General features: G+C 72.6%; 14 protein-coding genes and 1 pseudogene. 8 read left to right on the forward strand and 7 right to left on the reverse strand.

Annotation, left to right across the window (positions count from 1 at the left end; all coding sequences use genetic code 11):
- Nucleotides 1-369: 369 nt before the first annotated feature.
- The 3 genes and pseudogenes from DQ392_RS25255 to map form a co-directional block, all read right to left on the reverse strand.
- A complete protein-coding gene (locus DQ392_RS25255; protein ID WP_114018047.1) occupies nucleotides 370-909 on the reverse strand; it encodes a hypothetical protein in 540 nt (179 codons plus the stop codon).
- A 98-nt stretch (nucleotides 910-1,007) separates the two neighbouring features.
- Nucleotides 1,008-1,377 (reverse strand): annotated as a pseudogene (locus tag DQ392_RS35430) (transposase family protein); the annotation flags it as partial.
- 69 nt (nucleotides 1,378-1,446) lie between these two features.
- On the reverse strand, nucleotides 1,447-2,229 hold the full coding sequence (gene map, locus DQ392_RS25265; protein ID WP_114017988.1) for a type I methionyl aminopeptidase: 783 nt from the start codon (nucleotides 2,227-2,229) through the stop codon (nucleotides 1,447-1,449).
- A gap of 66 nt (nucleotides 2,230-2,295) precedes the next feature.
- Between map and DQ392_RS25270 the strand changes: the two genes are divergently transcribed.
- Entirely contained in the window at nucleotides 2,296-2,601 is a 306-nt protein-coding gene (locus tag DQ392_RS25270) for a helix-turn-helix domain-containing protein (RefSeq protein WP_114017989.1), read from the forward strand.
- Between the two features lie 126 nt (nucleotides 2,602-2,727).
- Here DQ392_RS25270 and DQ392_RS25275 read toward each other — a convergent pair whose 3' ends face one another.
- On the reverse strand, nucleotides 2,728-3,945 hold the full coding sequence (locus DQ392_RS25275) for an acetyl-CoA C-acetyltransferase (protein ID WP_114017990.1): 1,218 nt from the start codon (nucleotides 3,943-3,945) through the stop codon (nucleotides 2,728-2,730).
- A 157-nt stretch (nucleotides 3,946-4,102) separates the two neighbouring features.
- On the reverse strand, nucleotides 4,103-5,056 hold the full coding sequence (locus DQ392_RS25280) for a LysR family transcriptional regulator (protein ID WP_114017991.1): 954 nt from the start codon (nucleotides 5,054-5,056) through the stop codon (nucleotides 4,103-4,105).
- Between the two features lie 138 nt (nucleotides 5,057-5,194).
- Between DQ392_RS25280 and DQ392_RS25285 the strand changes: the two genes are divergently transcribed.
- Both DQ392_RS25285 and DQ392_RS25290 read left to right on the forward strand, forming a co-directional pair.
- Complete coding sequence (locus DQ392_RS25285) at nucleotides 5,195-6,682, forward strand: 3-hydroxyacyl-CoA dehydrogenase (RefSeq protein ID WP_114018048.1); 1,488 nt, start codon at nucleotides 5,195-5,197, stop codon at nucleotides 6,680-6,682.
- 67 nt (nucleotides 6,683-6,749) lie between these two features.
- Complete coding sequence (locus DQ392_RS25290) at nucleotides 6,750-7,907, forward strand: acyl-CoA dehydrogenase family protein (protein ID WP_114017992.1); 1,158 nt, start codon at nucleotides 6,750-6,752, stop codon at nucleotides 7,905-7,907.
- Nucleotides 7,908-7,925: 18 nt separating this feature from the next.
- Here DQ392_RS25290 and DQ392_RS25295 read toward each other — a convergent pair whose 3' ends face one another.
- Complete coding sequence (locus DQ392_RS25295) at nucleotides 7,926-9,038, reverse strand: isoaspartyl peptidase/L-asparaginase family protein (protein ID WP_114017993.1); 1,113 nt, start codon at nucleotides 9,036-9,038, stop codon at nucleotides 7,926-7,928.
- Between the two features lie 440 nt (nucleotides 9,039-9,478).
- On the opposite strand from DQ392_RS25295, the gene DQ392_RS25300 reads away from it, so the two are divergent.
- Nucleotides 9,479-10,189: a hypothetical protein gene (locus DQ392_RS25300; protein ID WP_181856578.1), complete on the forward strand. Its 711-nt coding sequence runs from the start codon at nucleotides 9,479-9,481 to the stop codon at nucleotides 10,187-10,189.
- An 11-nt stretch (nucleotides 10,190-10,200) separates the two neighbouring features.
- On the opposite strand, the gene DQ392_RS25305 is transcribed toward DQ392_RS25300, so the two are convergent.
- On the reverse strand, nucleotides 10,201-11,568 hold the full coding sequence (locus DQ392_RS25305) for a PucR family transcriptional regulator (RefSeq protein ID WP_114017994.1): 1,368 nt from the start codon (nucleotides 11,566-11,568) through the stop codon (nucleotides 10,201-10,203).
- A 587-nt stretch (nucleotides 11,569-12,155) separates the two neighbouring features.
- Here DQ392_RS25305 and DQ392_RS25310 point away from each other — a divergent pair.
- From DQ392_RS25310 to DQ392_RS25325, 4 genes are all read left to right on the forward strand, one after another.
- Nucleotides 12,156-12,773: a hypothetical protein gene (locus DQ392_RS25310; RefSeq protein ID WP_114017995.1), complete on the forward strand. Its 618-nt coding sequence runs from the start codon at nucleotides 12,156-12,158 to the stop codon at nucleotides 12,771-12,773.
- A 159-nt stretch (nucleotides 12,774-12,932) separates the two neighbouring features.
- Complete coding sequence (locus DQ392_RS25315) at nucleotides 12,933-14,441, forward strand: DUF6801 domain-containing protein (protein WP_114017996.1); 1,509 nt, start codon at nucleotides 12,933-12,935, stop codon at nucleotides 14,439-14,441.
- A 37-nt stretch (nucleotides 14,442-14,478) separates the two neighbouring features.
- On the forward strand, nucleotides 14,479-15,588 hold the full coding sequence (locus DQ392_RS25320; protein ID WP_245981922.1) for an ABC transporter ATP-binding protein: 1,110 nt from the start codon (nucleotides 14,479-14,481) through the stop codon (nucleotides 15,586-15,588).
- Complete coding sequence (locus DQ392_RS25325; RefSeq protein WP_114017997.1) at nucleotides 15,585-16,436, forward strand: MlaE family ABC transporter permease; 852 nt, start codon at nucleotides 15,585-15,587, stop codon at nucleotides 16,434-16,436. Before DQ392_RS25320 ends, DQ392_RS25325 begins: the two co-directional genes overlap by 4 nt.
- The last annotated feature ends 1 nt before the right edge of the window (nucleotide 16,437 follow it).

Consider the following 16,437-nt stretch of genomic DNA (forward strand, 5'->3'; position numbering starts at 1 on the left):
GGGGCGCCCCCCAGCGCGGTCCGGCCACTGCATCGGTGACAAGGGGCTACAGCAGAGCGTGCGCGACTCACCTCCGACTCGGTGAGAGGCCGTGCGGGGGCTTGTAGGGAATCGGCCCGCCTTGAACATCAGCTTTCGCTTGATCCGGTCGATACGTACCGCACTCGGGTGTGCCGCCGCGACCTCTTCGATCCGGGCCCGACCGTCGGCGGGCGCCCCGTCGAAGAGCTCCACGGACGAGTTCGCGGTGAATGGCGGTGAGCTCGGCCTTGCTGCGGGTCACTGAGAAGTCGTCTCATTCGGCCAATCTGCGGTAGCAGATACGGATGTGCAGGCGTGGCAAGCGAAGGCCAGGAAGGGGGGAGACCGTTAGGCTCCATCGCGATCCGGGCGGGTCTGCCACCGGCCCGAGTGCCCCGCCGGGAGTCCGACATCGCGACGCGCCGTAGCGTAGAACCCCTCACGTCCGGTGCGTTGCTTCTCGACCAGCGCCTTCCATCCCTCCGAGTCGTGCCGCTCAGCCCGCACCGCCTGCTCCATTTCGGCGACAGCCACGGCCCACTCCCTGGCCGCGTCCACCACCTCCGGTGAGCCGAACAGCAACACCGACTCCCAGGCGAGATCACGAGCTTCGGATGTCTCTCCCAGCCGCACGGCCGCCTCATCCAGGGGTAGCGGATGAGGGTGCGGATCATTGCCCAGTTGGGCGGCGACTCTGAACATCGTGCTGACGGACGTCCGTTGGGCCTTGGCGAACTCCGAGTATGCCGCCAGTCGACGATCCTCGCCCCGTGCCGCTTGCTCACGGCGGAACCGAGCAGCGTCGCCCCGCATGACCACCATGTAAGACCCGAGAGCGCCGATCACTACACCGACCAGTGCAGGCAGTTGTTGTAGGAAAGCGGACATCAAAGCACCGTATGGCACTCGGCGAACTCGCTCCGTCACAATTCCGTACGGTCTCATCCGGCGAGCCTGCGATAGCAGGCGAGAGCGCAGGCGATGCCGGCCTGGCTGTCGTGGACGTTGGCGCCTGAGATCCCCGACGGACAAGGGCAGACCGGTCCGCTCGGTGATCACGTGGATCTTCGACCCATGCTTGCCCAGGGCCACAGGATTCGGGCCCGTCAACTCCCCCTTTTCAGGGCCCTCATGTTCACCGAGTCGATCGCGCGGCGGGTCCGGTCCAGCTCGCCCTGGGACCCGAGGTCATCCAGTACCAGCCGGTGGAGCTTCGCCCACACCCTCGCCTTCGACCACTCCGTGAATCGTCGGTGGGCCGTCGATCCCGACGAGCCGAACGATCGGCACCCCCGGAACCACTCGCCGGAACGACTCCCACAGCTCGTCCGGCACAAGCCGCTCAACGCTCTCCACCCCCGCCGGGCTACCGAACACGCCCAGTGGGACGACCCCCAAGGCGGCTGCGGTGCGCGAGCGGGGGGCTCACGGTCGCGCTCCCGTGGGCAGGGTGAGGATCTCGGCTCCGTTGTCGGTGATGGCGATGGTGTGCTCGCTGTGCGCGGTACGGCAGCCCGTCGCGCTGCGCAGCGTCCAACCGTCGGCGTCGGTGACGAGTGCGGCGGTGTCGGCCATGATCCAGGGCTCCAGGGCGAGCAGCAGCCCCGGGCGCAGCGGGTATCCCCGGCCGGGCCTCCCGGTGTTCGCGACGTGGGGGTCCTGGTGCATGGTCGAGCCGATGCCGTGGCCTCCGAACTCGGTGTTGACCGGGTAGCCCGCCTCGCTGAGGACCGTGCCGATGGCGTGGGAGAGGTCGCCGATGCGCGCGCCGGGCTCGGCGGCGGCGATGCCGGCGGCGAGTGCGCGTTCGGTCGTCTCGATCAGCGCGACGCTCTCCGCCGGCCTGGCCTCACCCACCAGGAAGCTGATCGCGGCGTCCGCGGCCACCCCGCCCTTGGCGACGGCGAGGTCGAGGGTGAGCAGGTCTCCGTCCGCCAACGTGTAGTGGTGGGGCCGCCCGTGGAGCACTCCGTCGTTGACGGCCGTGCAGATGTGGTGTCCGAACGGGCCGCGCCCGAAGGACGGCGCGTAGTCGACGTAGCAGGACTGCGCCCCCGCCTCGGTGATCATTTCCTTGGTCCACTGGTCGATGTCCAGCAGGTTCGTCCCGACCGTGCTGCGCCGCCTGAGTGTGTGCAGGATGTCTCCGACCAGGGCGCCGGTGTCCGCCGCCTGCTCAAGCTGCGCGGAGTTCAGAATTTCGATCACGGGGGGACCTCTCCCGGGTGGCCAATAACTATCACGGTCTAACTATACCGGCATTAGAATGGGGTCATGGTCAGGTTGCCGCTCACCCCCGACGAGGTCGCACGCGGAGAGCGCCTCGGCGCCCTGCTCCGCCGTGCCCGGGGCGTCCGCTCGATGCTGGATGTGGCGCTGGCCTCCGGTATCTCACCGGAGACGCTGCGGAAGATCGAATCCGGCCGCGTGGCCACCCCCGCCTTCCCGACCATCGCCGCGATCACCGACACCCTCGGCCTGTCTCTCGACGCCGTCTGGGCCGAGATCAGCCAGGCGGAGCGCGCCACCGAGGAGCAGCCGGCGCCGCCCCTCACGCACCATCCGTCGCTGGCCTCGTAACACCGCGTTCCGCAGGTCGGCGCCTCGCCGGTCTCGCCTGGCCGCGCTCCTCCTCCGGCTCCGCGCACCCCGGACGTGCGCTGGCACGACCTCCGCACCTCACCGAGAACGTGCGTCGGATACGACCTACTCCGGCACGCGTTCGAAGACGGCGGCGAGGCCCTGGCCGCCGCCGATGCACATGGTCTCCAGGCCGTAGCGGGCGCCGGAGCGGTGCATCATGTGGGCCAGGGTCGCCAGGATGCGCGCGCCGGTGGCGCCGACCGGGTGGCCCAGGGAGATGCCGGAACCGCACACGTTGACGCGCTGTTCGTGGTCCTCGCCGGTCAGCCCCAGGGCGCGCGTGCAGGCCAGCACCTGCGCGGCGAACGCCTCGTTGAGCTCGATGAGGTCCAGGTCGGCGAGGTCGAGTCCGGCCTTGGCGAGCGCCTGCCTGGTGGCGCCGACAGGTCCGAGCCCCATCGTCGCGGCGGGCACCCCGGCGCGTGCGAACGAGACCAGCCGCACCAGTGGCCGCAGCCCCAGCCGGTCGGCGGCCTTCGCCGTGGTGACCAGGCAGGCGGCCGCGGCGTCGTTCTGGCCGCTGGCGTTGCCCGCCGTCACGGTCGCCTCCGGGTCCTGACCCAGCCGCACGGGGCGCAGTGCGGCGAGCTGTTCGGCGGTGGTGTCGGGGCGTGGGTGCTCGTCGGCTGCGACCACGCTGTCGCCCTTGCGGGTGCGGAAGGGCACCGGCACCGTCTCCGCCTCGAACAGGCCCTGTTCGACGGCGTGCGCGGCGCGCTGCTGGGAGCGCAGCGCCAGCGCGTCCTGGTCGGCGCGGCTGATGCCGTACTCGCGGCGCAGGTTCTCGGCCGTCTCGACCATCCCGCCGGGAACCGGGTGGTTGACGCCGCCGGCGGTGACGCGGCCCCGGGCGAGGGAGTCGTGCAGGGTCAGGCCCGGGCCCTTGATGCCCCAGCGTCCTTCGTGCGTGTAGTAGGGCGCCGCGCTCATCACCTCGGCGCCGCCCGCGATGACGACCTGGCTGAAACCGGCCTGTATCTGCATCGCCGCGTCCAGCACCGCCTGGAGGCCCGAGCCGCACCGCCGGTCGATCTGGGTGCCCGTCACCGTCTCGGGCAGCCCCGCGTCGAGCGCGGCCACCCGGCCCAGCGCCGGCGCCTCGCAGGTGGGGTACGCCTGGCCGAGGATCACCTCGTCGACGCGTGCGGGATCGATGCCCGTACGGGCGACGATCTCGGCGATGACCAGAGCGGCCAGGGCTTCGGGCCGCTGCCCGGCGAGGGCGCCGCCGAACCGGCCGATGGGCGTGCGCAGGGGTTCGCAGACGACGATGTCGGTCATGTCGCGGCCTTCCTGTGTCCAGGGGGTGGGAGGGGATGCGGGCGTGACGGGCGCGCGAGAGGGCGGCACGCAGAGGGAAGGGCGGCGTGCCCGGGTGGGCGGCGGACGGGGGAGGGGCGGCACGCGGTGGGGCAGGGGCCGCACGCGTCAGGGCTGCTCATGGGGGCGGCCCGGCCTCCCCGCCGTCCTCGGCGGTTTCCGTGCGGCCCGGCGGTGCGGGCAGCGCTTCACGGGCGACCTCCAGCACGCTGCGCAGCGCCGCCGACGGGTTGTCCGCGCGCCACGCCAACGCCGAGCGGAGCACCACGGGATCGCCCGCCAGCGGGCGGTAGACGAGCCCGGTCTGCTGGATGTGGCAGCAGGAGGTGAGCGTGAGGGTGACGCCGACGCCCATGGCCACCAGCGCGAGGATCGTGTACGAGTCGGGGGCCTCCTGTACGACCCGCGGCAGGTAGCCCGCGCGCTCGCACGTGAGGAACGTGACGTCCCGGAGGCTGGACCCGGCGTTCGCGGGGAAGCTGACGAAGGGTTCGGCGGCCAGGTCCGCGACCTCGATCCGCTCCTGGCGGGCCAGCGGGTGGTCGGAGGCGAGCGCGCAGATCAGCTCCTCCTCGGCGATCACCCGGGTGCGGACGCCTGGCCGCTCGAGATGGAGCGACACCGGCAGCCGGACGAAGCCGAGGTCGAGGCAGCCCTCCGCCACCTCGTCGAGGGCCCGGTTGGCGTAGGTCTGGCCCCGCATCACCAGCTCGATACCGGGGTGCCGGGTGCGGACGGCGCGGGTGAGGCGGGGGAGTGTGGTGTGGCTGGAGGCGCCCGCGAAGCCGACGCTGACCCGCCCGGACTCGCCGTGCCCCGCGGCTCTGGCCAGCCTTGTCGCGGCCTCCAGATCGGCCAGCACCGTACGTACGGGCCCGAGGAAGGCCTCGCCCGCGCCGGTCAGCCGCACAGAGCGCGTGCTGCGCTCGAACAGTTGGACGTCCAACTCCCGCTCCAGCTGGCGGATCTGGCGGCTGAGCGGTGGCTGCGCCATCCGCAGCCGCTTGGCCGCCCGCCCGAAGTGCAGCTCCTCGGCCACGGCGACGAACGCGGCGAGGTAGCGCAGCTCCACGGCTCACCCTCCGCTCCCCGGGGCGTTCGGCCAACTGATCTGTTCTTCGTCTCAAAGAGACTCTAATTTGGTGGGGAACACAGATCAATGGTCGCCGACAGCGGAGAGACCGCGCCAGCCGCGGAGAGGGAGCCGTTCATGCGGATCAGGGTGGTGGGAGCCGGCACCATGGGGCGCGGCATCGCGCAGTGGGCCGTGGTGGCCGGGCACACGGTGGAACTCGCCGACGCGCGGGCCGCGTCGGTGCACGAGGCGGTCGCCTTCGTCCGCTCCATGCTGGAGCGCGCCGCGCAGAAGGGACGGATGAGCCGCGCGGAGGTCGACCGCGCGCTCGCCGGTCTCCTCGCCCTGGACTCGCCCCACGAGGCCCCGGACGGTGGCGCCGCGCCCGACCTGGTCGTCGAGGCCGTGGTGGAGGACCTGGAGGTCAAGGCCGAGCTGTTCACCGGCCTGGAGCGGGTGCTGCCCGCCACCACCGCCTTCGCGACCAACACCTCCTCCCTGTCGGTCACCCGGATCGGCGCACGGCTGGCGGACCCGGGGCGCCTGGCGGGGCTGCACTTCTTCAACCCGGTACCGCTGATGAAGCTCGTCGAGGTGGTGCCGGGCGCCGCCACCCGCACGGCCGTCACCGAGCGGCTGACGGAGCTGGTCGAGACGTCGGGGCACCGCGCCGTCACCGTCGCCGACACCCCGGGGTTCCTCGTCAACCACGCCGGACGTGGGCTGGTGACCGAGGCGTTCGCCCTGCTGGAGGAGTCCGTCGCCGCGCCCGCTTCGCTGGACCGCGTCGCCCGCGACGTCCTCGGGCTGCGCATGGGCCCCTTCGAACTGATGGACCTGACCGGACTCGATGTGACGGCCTCCGTCATGGAGACCGTCTGGACCGGCTTCCGCCACGCCGACCGGCTGCGGCCCTCGTACCTGACGGCCAACCGGGTCGCGGCGGGCCTGCACGGGCGCAAGACGGGCCGGGGCTTCTACGCCTATGGCCAGGGTGAGGTGGGGCCTGATGTGGCCGAGCCCCGGACGGAGGGCGGCGACCCCGCGCGGGACGTCGCCGTGACGGGTGACGCGGCGGCCGCCCTCGCCACCGTCGCCGCACCCTCCGACACGTCGCTGGTCCTGGTGCCCACCTGGGGGACCTCCGTCGCGGCGGCCGTCGCCGACGGCGGACTGCCCCCCGAGCGCACCCTGGGGCTCGACCCGCTCTGCCTGGACGCCCCGCGCCGGGTGCTGGCGGTGACGCCCGCGACCGAGGAGAGCGCCGTACGGGACGCGGTGGCCGTCCTGGCGCGGGACGGGGCGGCGGTGACCGTGGTCAGGGACACCGCCGGGTCGCCCGCGCAGCGGATGCTGGCCTCGCTCGTCAACGTCGCCACCCAGATCGCCGAGCGCGGCATCGCCGCACCCGACGACATCGACGTCGCCGTCACCCTCGGGCTCGGCTATCCGCGCGGCCCCCTCGCCTGGGCCGACACCGTCGGCGCCGCCCGGATGCTCGCCCTCCTGCGCGCTCTCCACGCCGAGACGGGCGACCCCCGCTACCGGCCCACCCCGTGGCTGGCGCAGCGGGCCCGCCTGGGCCTGCCCCTGACCACCCCCATGGCGCCGCTGCCGGAATGACGACAGCGCCCCTGCCGGCCCATTGCCTGGGGCCGGCAGGCAACCGTTCGCAGACGGAGAGGTAGCAATGGACCACCGGGATTTCGGGCTCAGCGAGACCCAGCGGGACATGCGCGCCATGGCGCGCGACTTCGTGGAGCGCGAGGTCGTCCCGTACGCGCGCGAATGGGACAGGCGGGAGGCCGTGGACCCCGGGATACCCGGGCGGCTGGGCGAGCTCGGTTTCCTCGGGCTGACCCTCCCCGAGGAGTACGGCGGGGTGCCGGCCGACATGCTCTCCTACGTGCTGGCCACCGAGGAGCTGGGCCGGGGCGACTCCTCGGTGCGGGGCATCGTCTCCGTCTCGCTCGGGCTGGTCGCCAAGACGATCGCCGCGCACGGGAGCACGGAGCAGAAGGAGCGGTGGCTGCCGCGGCTGGCGGCCGGGGAAGCGCTCGGCTGCTTCGGACTCACCGAACCGGGGACCGGGTCCGACGCGGGGTCGCTGCGCACCCGTGCCCGCCGTGAGGGCGGGGACTGGATCATCGACGGCGCCAAGATGTTCATCACGAACGGCACCGTCGCGCAGGTGGCCCTGACGTTCGCCCGTACCGGCGAGAAGGCCGTCACCGCTTTCCTGGTGCCCACCGACGCGCCCGGTTTCACGGCCACCCCGGTCCACGGCAAGCTGGGGCTGCGTGGCCAGGCCACCGCCGAACTCGCCTTCGACAGCGTGCGGGTGCCGGACTCGGCGCGCCTCGGCGAGGTCGGCAGGGGGCTCGGCATCGCCCTGGGCACGCTGAGCCGCGGCCGGATCTCCGTGGCGGCCGGTGCGGTGGGCCTGGCGCAGGGCGCGTTGGACGCCGCGGTGCGCTACACGACGGAGCGCGAGCAGTTCGGCAAGCCGGTCGCCTCCTTCCAGCTCGTCCAGGAGCTGCTCGCCGAGTCGGAGGTCGAGATCCGCGCCGCGCGGCTGCTCACCCACCAGGTCGCGCGGATGGCGGACGCGGGCGCCTCGCCCAAGGAGTACGCCACCGAGGCGTCCGTCGCGAAGTACCACGCCGGTGAGACGGCCGTGAAGGTCAGCAACAACTGCCTTCAGACCTTCGGTGGTTACGGCTACATCGACGAATACCCCGCGGGCAAGTACCTGAGGGACGCCCGCGTCCTGACCCTGTACGAGGGCACCAGCCAGATCCAGAAGCTGCTCATCGGCCGGGCCCTGACCGGCATCGACGCCATGTGAGGGCGGCCTGCCACCGCGTCACGTGTTGGGCGGCGACTCGTCGGAGAAGATGCGGGTGACGAACTCGCCGTCCCGCGTGAGGTATCCCGTCAGCATGCCCTCGCTGCTGTGCGGCGCGTCGAAGGTGCCGTCGCGGTCCAGCGCGATGACCCCTCCGTCGCCGCCCAGCTTCGGCAGCCGCTTGATCAGTACCTCGTAGGCGGCGGAGGCCACGTCCTCGCCCTCGAACTCCATCAGGTCGGAGATCGTCGCGGTGGCGGCGCCGCGGATGAAGACCTCGCCCTGCCCCGTGGCGCTCGCCGCGACGGTGCTGTTCTTGGCGTAGGTGCCGGCGCCGATGAGTGGCGAGTCGCCCACGCGGCCCGCCATCTTGTCGGTGAGTCCGCCCGTGGAGGTGGCGGCGGCCAGGTCCTTCTCGCCGTCCACGGCGACGGCGCCGACCGTGCCCTTGGTGGCGTCCTTGACGGGCTTGCCCGGGTCGCTGCCCTTGGCCTTCATCAGCTCGTCCCAGCGCCGCTGGGTCCAGTAGTAGTCCTGCGTCACCGGCTTGAGGCCCTGCTGGAGCGCGAAGTCGTCGGCGCCCTGGCCGGCGAGCAGCACGTGCTTGGTTTCGTCCATGACCAGCCGGGCCGCCGTGATGGGGTTGCGTACGTGCTTGACGCCCGCGACGGCACCGGCCTTCAGGTCGGAGCCGCGCATGAGGGAGGCGTCGAGCTCGTGCCCGGCGTCCGCGGTGAAGACGGCGCCCTTGCCCGCGTTGAACAGTGGGTCGTCCTCCAGCACGTTGACCGCCTTCTCCACGGCCTTCGTGCTGCTGCCGCCCGCTTTGAGCACCTTCTGCCCGGCGCGCAGCGCCCGTTCGAGACCGTCGCGGTAGGCCTTCTCCTCCTTGGGGCCTGTCTCGTCCCGGTCGAGCGCGGTCCCGGCGCCGCCGTGCACGGCGAGTACCACGTTCCGCGCGTCCGGCTCGGCCTTCTTGGCGGGCGCTGCCGCGGCGGCGGCCGCCGCCGAGCCGCCCGGCGGGCTCTTGGCGTCCCCGGGAGCGGCGACGGCCACGACGGTGAGTGTCGTGGCCGCGGCCAGCGCCGGGAGCAGCCACGAGCGGGTCCGTATCCGCGCGGGTGTGCGCATGTGCGGTCCTTCCTTCCGGCCGGTGACCTGGGAACGCGCGCACCCTACTGCGCGGAGCCTGCCGGCTGTAGAGGGCGTCGCTCTCTTCCGCGGAAGCGGCGGCGCCCACGTAAGGCGCCACCGGCGGGCCGCCCCACGTCCCGCGGTGTGCTCAGCGGCCGATGAAGAACGCGCCCTGAAATCGCGCGCATTGCGCGGGCACAGACAAAGAAAAGCGCCCTCCGCCGCCTTCGTCAAGAAATCAAGAAACCGCTGTTGCGTGACCGGTTACTCGCTCGTAGCGTTCCTTTTCACCGGGGCGCCGCCTTTCCGTCGGCGCCATGGCTCGCGAGTCGTACCGCAGGCCGTCACGTGCGGCCGAGGACCCCGTGGCCGTACCCGAGGCGGCCGCGGGGTCCGCTCATGCGCGTCAGCGCGTTTTCCGACATCCAGGAGCTGATATGAGACGCACGCCGTCCGCGTTCCCGGCCGACGCCCCCACCGCCCGCCCCCGGCGGACGGCCCGGCGAGCGAGTGTGGCCGCCGCGCTCGCCCTCGGCTGCGTGGCACCGGCCCTCGTCACCGGCACCGCGCACGCCGACAGCCCGCAGGCCGACGCGGGCGCCGCCGCGGCCCCCGTCCGCCTCGACTACCCGCTGAACGGCACCACCCACCTCGCCGGCCCCGGCAGCGACCTCACCCTCGGGCCCGGCACGTTGAAGACGTCGGCGGACCTGACCACGGGCGAGCTGACCGCCGAGACCCGACTCCCCGACGCGCCGGGCTCGTTCAAGGCGCTCGGCATCCCGGTCACGGTGACCACCGAGTTCATCGAGGAGGAGCCCACGACCGGCACCCTCGACCTGAAGACCGGCGCGGTCGCCACCACCTCGCACCTCACCCTCCGGCTGAAGAACCTCAAAGTCGCCGGCATCCCCACCCCCGTCGGCCCGCGCTGCAAGACCAGGACGCCCGCCGTCATCGACCTGGAGTCCGAGGAGGGGTTCAACGTCTTCTCCGGCGGAAAACTGAGCGGGACCTACACCATCCCCACGTTCGAGCACTGCCTGCTGGCCACCCCGGTCATCAACAGCATGGTGCCGGGCGAGGGCAACACCCTCACCCTCACCCTGGGCAAGGCCGCACAGCCACCGGCCGCCGCGGCCCGGTAGCGCCCCGACACTCAGACGCCCTCGTGCCCGCGGGGCATCTCCGGCTCCCGGCCCTGTGCGTGCGCACCGGCCGGGGGCCGCGCGGTGCCGGGGCGCCGCAGGTGCAGCGCCCGCAGCGCCAGCTCCGTGGCGAACCGCTGCTCGGGGTCGCCGAGTTGGGCGCCCAGCGTCTTCTTCAGCGCCCGCATCCGGTAGCGCACCGTCTGCGGATGCAGGTGCAGCGCCTCCGCCATCTGCGCCGCCGTACCGCGCGTCGTCAGCCACGTGAGCAGGGTGCCGACCAGACGCTCCCGCTGCCCGGTGGTGAGCCCGTCCAGCGGGGCGAGTTGCCGTGTGGCCAGCCGCTCGGCCAGCGCCGGATCGCCGGTCAGCCACAGGGTGACCAGATGGTCCTCGCACCGCGCGATCCGCCGCTGGGGCAGCACCCCCGTCTCCATCAGCGACAGGGCCCGCCGCGCCCAGCGCAGCGAGTCGGCCGCGCCGCCCAGCGGCACGGTCACCCCGATCACCGCCTGGCGGCCCCCCAACGCGGGCGCCAGCGTGCCCATGCGGGCCTCGTCCACCTCGCCGGGCACCAGCAGGTGAGGTCGCGGGTCCTCCAGGTCGGCCAGTACGTCGTCGAGCCCGGGCAGGCGTAACCAATCACCGGCGGCACCGGGCCGCAGCGCCACCAGGGTCACCCGTTCGGGTACGGGCCACCCGACCCGCTGGGCGAGGTCCACGACGGCGGGGTGCGGTGCCGCGCGCCCCGGCCCCGAGACGGCGTCACCGCGGTGCGCCCCGCGGTCGCCGGGTGCCGCACCGGCGAGCCCCGGCTCGTCCGCGGCCGCCGAGCCCGCCAGGATCAGCCGCAGCAGCCGTGAGCGCTGCGACTCCCACGCGTCGTCCCTGCCGCCCCTGGCCTCCAGGTACCCCTCGCGGCACAGCGACTCGATGACGTCCGCGTAGGCGAAGACCGCGTCGGCGAAGGCGACGATCAGCGAGGCGGGCAGGTTGTAGCGGGTTCCCACGCCGGTGGCGCGGCGCAGTCCCACCCGCGCCCCGACGCGCAGCGCCGACTGGAGACAGTGCAGCCCCCGGCCCTCGTGCGCCTCCAGCCGGCCGAGGCTGCGGCACAGCGCGTCCCGCTGCGCCGTGGACGCCGCCGGGTCCGCGACGAGTTCGACGAAGGTGGTGAGGTTCTGCCGCACGCAGTGCAGCAGAACCGTCCGGCTCGGGCCCTCCAGCAAGGGGCCGTACTCGGGCACCGCCCGGCCGATCTCCTGCACCATCTCGTCGGCGACGGCGGGCAGTTCCGGCCACATCACGGACGCCAGTTCCTGGGGGAGCGGGCCCGGCGCCTGGGCGCGGGACTGGGACGCTGCTGCTGTCTGCACCATGGACGTACCCTCCACTGTCGGCCTGCGTCGGTCAGACGAGCCAACCGGCCAAGGTGGGGGACGAGTCCGGCCTCGTGCGGCCGGTGCGGCCGGCCGCCTGTCGATGGAATCGCGCACTCCGCTGCCGTGCCGCGTGGGGGCGGCGCCTCGCGTCGGTGGCGTACGGCATCGGCGCTCGTGCACGGGAGACCTTAGACCAGCGGGCGCGGCGGCGCAGCCCCTCGGAAACGCGGAAGATGGCCGGTACACGCGCGAGTCACCACGCTGCCACCGCCGCCGGGCGCCGTCACCAGTGCGCAGCCGGAATGCGCACCTGGTGATGAACCGCGCTGTGTGAAAAGGCCGTCGACGCGCAGGCGGTGACAAGAAATCCGGCCTGCGGGAAACGCCCCCTCACTTCTTGTGCGGAGGTATTGCACCGGCGCATTACCAGTGCGTAACGTCCCGTCGTGCCAGCCCTCGAAAAGGGCATACGGAAAATGGCGTGGCGCAGCGTTCTCTGCGATGAGCAGCGACTGTGCCGAGAATGTCGCCCCGGTGCGGAGCACAGCTCTTCAGGATCCCACATCCAGTGGAGGGAATGTCACGTGCGCAAATTCACCAGACGGGCCGCGGTCGCGGCCGTCGCCGCGGTCGCGGCCCTCGGCTTCTCCGCCGCCTCGGCAGCCGCCACCTCGGCCGGCACCTGGACGGTCACCCCGGGCGGCGCGTTCTCCGCGAACGCCTCCCAGCCGACCCTGTCGGTCCCCAACGCGCAGCTGGTCTGTTCGAGTTCGGACGCCGGCGGCGACCTCAAGACGGGCTCCGGCAACGCGGGCGCCGGCCTCGGCACCATCGACTCGCTGACCTTCACGGGCTGCTCCCTGGCCGGCATCAGCTTCGACGTCACCGTCTCCAGCCCGCTCAGCATCAACGCGGAGTCCGTCGATGCGGGCAACCCCGACCGGGTCACCGGCTCCATCAGCGGCATCACCGCCTCCATCTCCGACGCCGACGGCCTGTGCAGCGCCTCCTTCGCGGGCCCGGACGGCGGCGACGCCACGGTGACGGGCTACTTCGACAACGCCACCCACCAGCTCGTCATCAACGGCGGCAACCTCCAGGCCACCGACGCCGACTGCCTCGGCCTGATCAACGCCGGCGACTCGGCCACCTTCAACGCCGCCTACGACACCGACCCGGCCCAGACCATCACCGCCGACTGACGCCCGGGACACCCGCACCGCCGGCCGCACCAGGCCGGCACCCGAACGACCCGCCGCACCCGCACTCCCCGTGCGGGTGCGGCGCACCAGCCCGCCCCGGCCGCGGGGAAACAGCAGCCCCGCCCGCCCCGGGCGACGAGCCGACCGTTGGAGTCACGCGTGAGACCCAGTGCCCGAACCCGGCGACGCACCGCACGGGGCGCCGCCGTGGCGGCGGTCGCGCTGGTGGCCGGGGTACTGCCGGGTACGGGCTCACAGGCGCGGGACAGCGAGGCCACGGTGCGCCTCGCCTACACGTGCGCGTTCCCCACGGGGGTACAGCGCGTGGCGGCCGAGGTCTCCGCCAGGTTCCCCACATCCGGCACACCGGGCAGCCCGCTGCGGGTGAGCCGGCTCGAAGTCGACACCGTGCTCTCCGCGAAGACGCTGGCCGAGATCCTGCCCGCCGGCACCACCGACGTCGCCTCCGCCGCGACGCTGACGGTGCGGGTGGCCCAGGGAACCTCTGACGCCGAAGCCCGATGGGACGGCCTCAAGGCCCCCTCCGCCCCGGTGCGGGACGCCGCGGACCTCACCCTGGCGCACCGGGGAGAGCCCCCGCCCGTGACCGTCGAGCGCGCGGGCAAGGTGACCTTCACCGTCGGCGCGCTCGACCTGGACCTCGCCCCGCAGGGGGAGCCCTCAGCGGGACCGTCGACACTTCCGGCCAAGGCACCGCCCGCGGCCCGGTGCACACCGGCGGACGAGCGGGGCCCCGTGCTGGCCACCGTCCCGGTCGGCGGCCAGGAGGGGTCGCCGCGCCCGTCCGCTTCGCCCACCCCGACAGGGAGCGCGGCGCCGCCGGGGCGGGACGAGGGGGGCCAGGGGGACGAGGACGGGCGGAGCGCACGCCGCGAGGCGGACATCGACGTGGGAGACGACCCGCTGCCACCCGCGAAGCCGTGCGAGTCCGAGCGGCCCACGGCCGAGCTGGACCGCTCGAAGCTGCCCGAGCCGCCGCCGGGCGTGACCATGGTGAAACTGGCGGGCACGCACTGGTGCACGGTCCCGGTCGCCGTGGCCAACGTGCTCAAGCTGCGGGGCGGCATGGCGATCAACGACCCCGCCGACGGGGCCACCACCGCCAACCTGCTGATCAACGTCGAGTCGGGCAGCGACGGCACCTACAACCAGACCCGGAGCGTCGGCGAGGTCACGCTGCCCGACGCCTCCGCCACCTTCCTCGACTTCGACCTGATGCCCGTCACCGCGAAGATCGAGTTCACCGGCACCCCGATGACGATCGTGACCGAGCAGCGCGGCAACACGCTGCCCAACTACGCCACGGTCTTCATGAGCCAGACCCTGCGGATGCACCACGTGGCGGTGAACGGCACCCCGCTGCCGGTGGGGCCGCACTGCCGTACGGAGAAACCGGTCGACATCGAACTGCACGGCGTCGGCCCGGACGAGTACCACGTCTTCAAGGGCGGCGTCCTGCGCGCCGAACTCGACATCCCCGCCTTCACCGGGTGCGGAACCGGCGGCGAGGACCTGGACCGGTTGTTCACCGCGAGCATCTCGGGCAGCGGCAACTACATGAAGCTCATCCAGGGGCAACCGTGCCTGATGCGCCCCGGCGGGCTGGGATGCGCGGCGCCGCCCGAGGTTCCGGAGCTGCCGAGATGAGCGCGGTCGCACAAACGCACCGGGAGGGGGCGCCGTCATGGGCATCGAAGTGACCGTTGAGGGGCTGACGAAGTCCTTCGGGACGAAGAACATCTGGCAGGACCTCACGCTCACCCTGCCCGCAGGCGAGGTCAGCGTCATGCTCGGCCCCTCCGGCACGGGGAAGACGGTCTTCCTCAAGTCGCTGATCGGGCTGGTCAAACCGGAGCGCGGCAGCGTGCTCGTGGACGGCGTCGACATGGTGCGCAGCCGGGAGCGCGACGTGTACGAGGCCCGCAAGAAGTTCGGGCTGATGTTCCAGGACGGCGCGCTGTTCGGCTCCATGAACCTCTTCGACAACATCGCCTTCCCGCTGCGCGAGCACACCAAGAAGAAGGAGACCGAGATCGGCCGCATCGTGAGGGAGCGGCTGGAGATGGTGGGTCTCGCCGGCGACGAGGACAAACTGCCGGGCGAGATATCCGGCGGCATGCGCAAGCGCGCGGGCCTCGCCCGCGCCCTCGTCCTAGACCCCCAGATCATCCTGTGCGACGAGCCCGACTCCGGACTCGACCCGGTGCGCACCGCCTTCACCTCGCAGTTGCTCATCGATCTGAACGCGCAGATCGACGCGACGATGCTGATCGTCACCCACAACCTCGACATCGCCGCGACGGTGCCCGACAACATGGGCATGCTCTTCCGCCGCAACCTGGTCACCTTCGGGCCGCGGGAGGTGCTGCTCACCAGCGAGGAACCGGTCATCGCGCAGTTCCTGTCCGGCAGCCGCACCGGCCCCATCGGCATGTCGGAGGAGAAGGACGCGGCCACCCTCGCCCGCGAGGCCGACGGGCAGGCGGCAGGGCCGCTGCACGCCGTACCCCGCGAGGTCGTTCCGCAGCTGGAGCCCACCCCCGGGCTGCCGGAGCGGCAGGCGGTGCGGCGGCGCAGGGAGCGGGTGCTGGGCATGCTCGACCAACTGCCGCCCGCCGCCCGCCGCGCCGTCGAGGCGAGCCTGCCGCAGAACATGCCGCCTCTGCCGCAGCGCACCGGCGTCGCGCGGCGCGGAGGCGAGGCGGGCGCGGCCGGTGCGGACCCGAACGCGGCGACGGCTTCCGTGGACACCGGCCGCCCGGACCTGTCGTCAGGGCCCAGGGAGCGCCCGTGACCGCCACCGAGCAGACGCCGCCCGGCGCGGGCGGGAGACCCGAGCCGGGCCCCGCTCGGCGAAAGGCCGTCAAGGCACCGCTCAGGGGGCTCGGGTTCCTGCGCGAGCCCGGCAGGCTCTTCGCCCTCGCGCTCACGGTGGTGCGGGCGGTCTTCCGGCGGCCCTTCCAGCTGCGGGAGTTCGTCGAGCAGTTCTGGTTCATCGCCAGCGTCACGATCCTGCCCGCCGCCCTCGTCTCCATCCCGTTCGGCGCGGTCATCGCCCTCCAGGTCGGCTCGCTGACCAGCCAGATCAGCGCCCAGTCGTTCACAGGGGCCGCCAGCGTGCTGGTCAACATCCAGCAGGCCAGCCCCCTGATCGTCGCGCTGCTGATCTCCGGCGCCGCAGGGTCGGCGATCTGCGCGGACCTGGGCTCGCGCACCATCCGCGAGGAACTGGACGCCATGGAGGTCATGGGGGTCTCGCCGATCCAGCGTCTCGTGGTGCCGCGGGTGCTGGCCACCGTCGGCGTGGCGGTGCTGCTCAACGGCATGGTCTCCGTCGTCGGCACGCTGGGCGGCTACTTCTTCAACGTCGTCCTCCAGGACGGCACCCCGGGCGCCTACCTGGCCAGCTTCTCCGCGCTGGCGCAGCTGCCCGACCTGTACATCAGCGAGATCAAGGCCATGATCTTCGGGTTCATCGCCGGCATCGTCGCCGCCTACCGGGGGCTGAACCCGCGCGGCGGGCCCAAGGGCGTGGGCGACGCGGTCAACCAGTCCGTCGTCATCACCTTCCTCCTCCTCTTCTTCGTCAACATGATCCTCACCGGGATCTACCTCCAGCTCGTACCGCCGAAGGGGGGCTGAC

Origin of the sequence: Streptomyces reniochalinae, from assembly GCF_003323735.1 — a bacterium.
Classification (GTDB): domain Bacteria; phylum Actinomycetota; class Actinomycetes; order Streptomycetales; family Streptomycetaceae; genus Streptomyces; species Streptomyces reniochalinae.

Coding starts and splice junctions, on each gene's coding strand:
- DQ392_RS25300 (WP_181856578.1), top strand. CDS start 9,479: ATGAGACGCACGCCGTCCGCGTTCCCGGCCGACGCCCCCACCGCCCGC.
- DQ392_RS25270 (WP_114017989.1), top strand. CDS start 2,296: ATGGTCAGGTTGCCGCTCACCCCCGACGAGGTCGCACGCGGAGAGCGC.
- DQ392_RS25275 (WP_114017990.1), bottom strand. CDS start 3,945: ATGACCGACATCGTCGTCTGCGAACCCCTGCGCACGCCCATCGGCCGG.
- DQ392_RS25305 (WP_114017994.1), bottom strand. CDS start 11,568: ATGGTGCAGACAGCAGCAGCGTCCCAGTCCCGCGCCCAGGCGCCGGGC.
- DQ392_RS25295 (WP_114017993.1), bottom strand. CDS start 9,038: ATGCGCACACCCGCGCGGATACGGACCCGCTCGTGGCTGCTCCCGGCG.
- DQ392_RS25255 (WP_114018047.1), bottom strand. CDS start 909: ATGTCCGCTTTCCTACAACAACTGCCTGCACTGGTCGGTGTAGTGATC.
- DQ392_RS25290 (WP_114017992.1), top strand. CDS start 6,750: ATGGACCACCGGGATTTCGGGCTCAGCGAGACCCAGCGGGACATGCGC.
- DQ392_RS25285 (WP_114018048.1), top strand. CDS start 5,195: ATGCGGATCAGGGTGGTGGGAGCCGGCACCATGGGGCGCGGCATCGCG.
- DQ392_RS25320 (WP_245981922.1), top strand. CDS start 14,479: ATGGGCATCGAAGTGACCGTTGAGGGGCTGACGAAGTCCTTCGGGACG.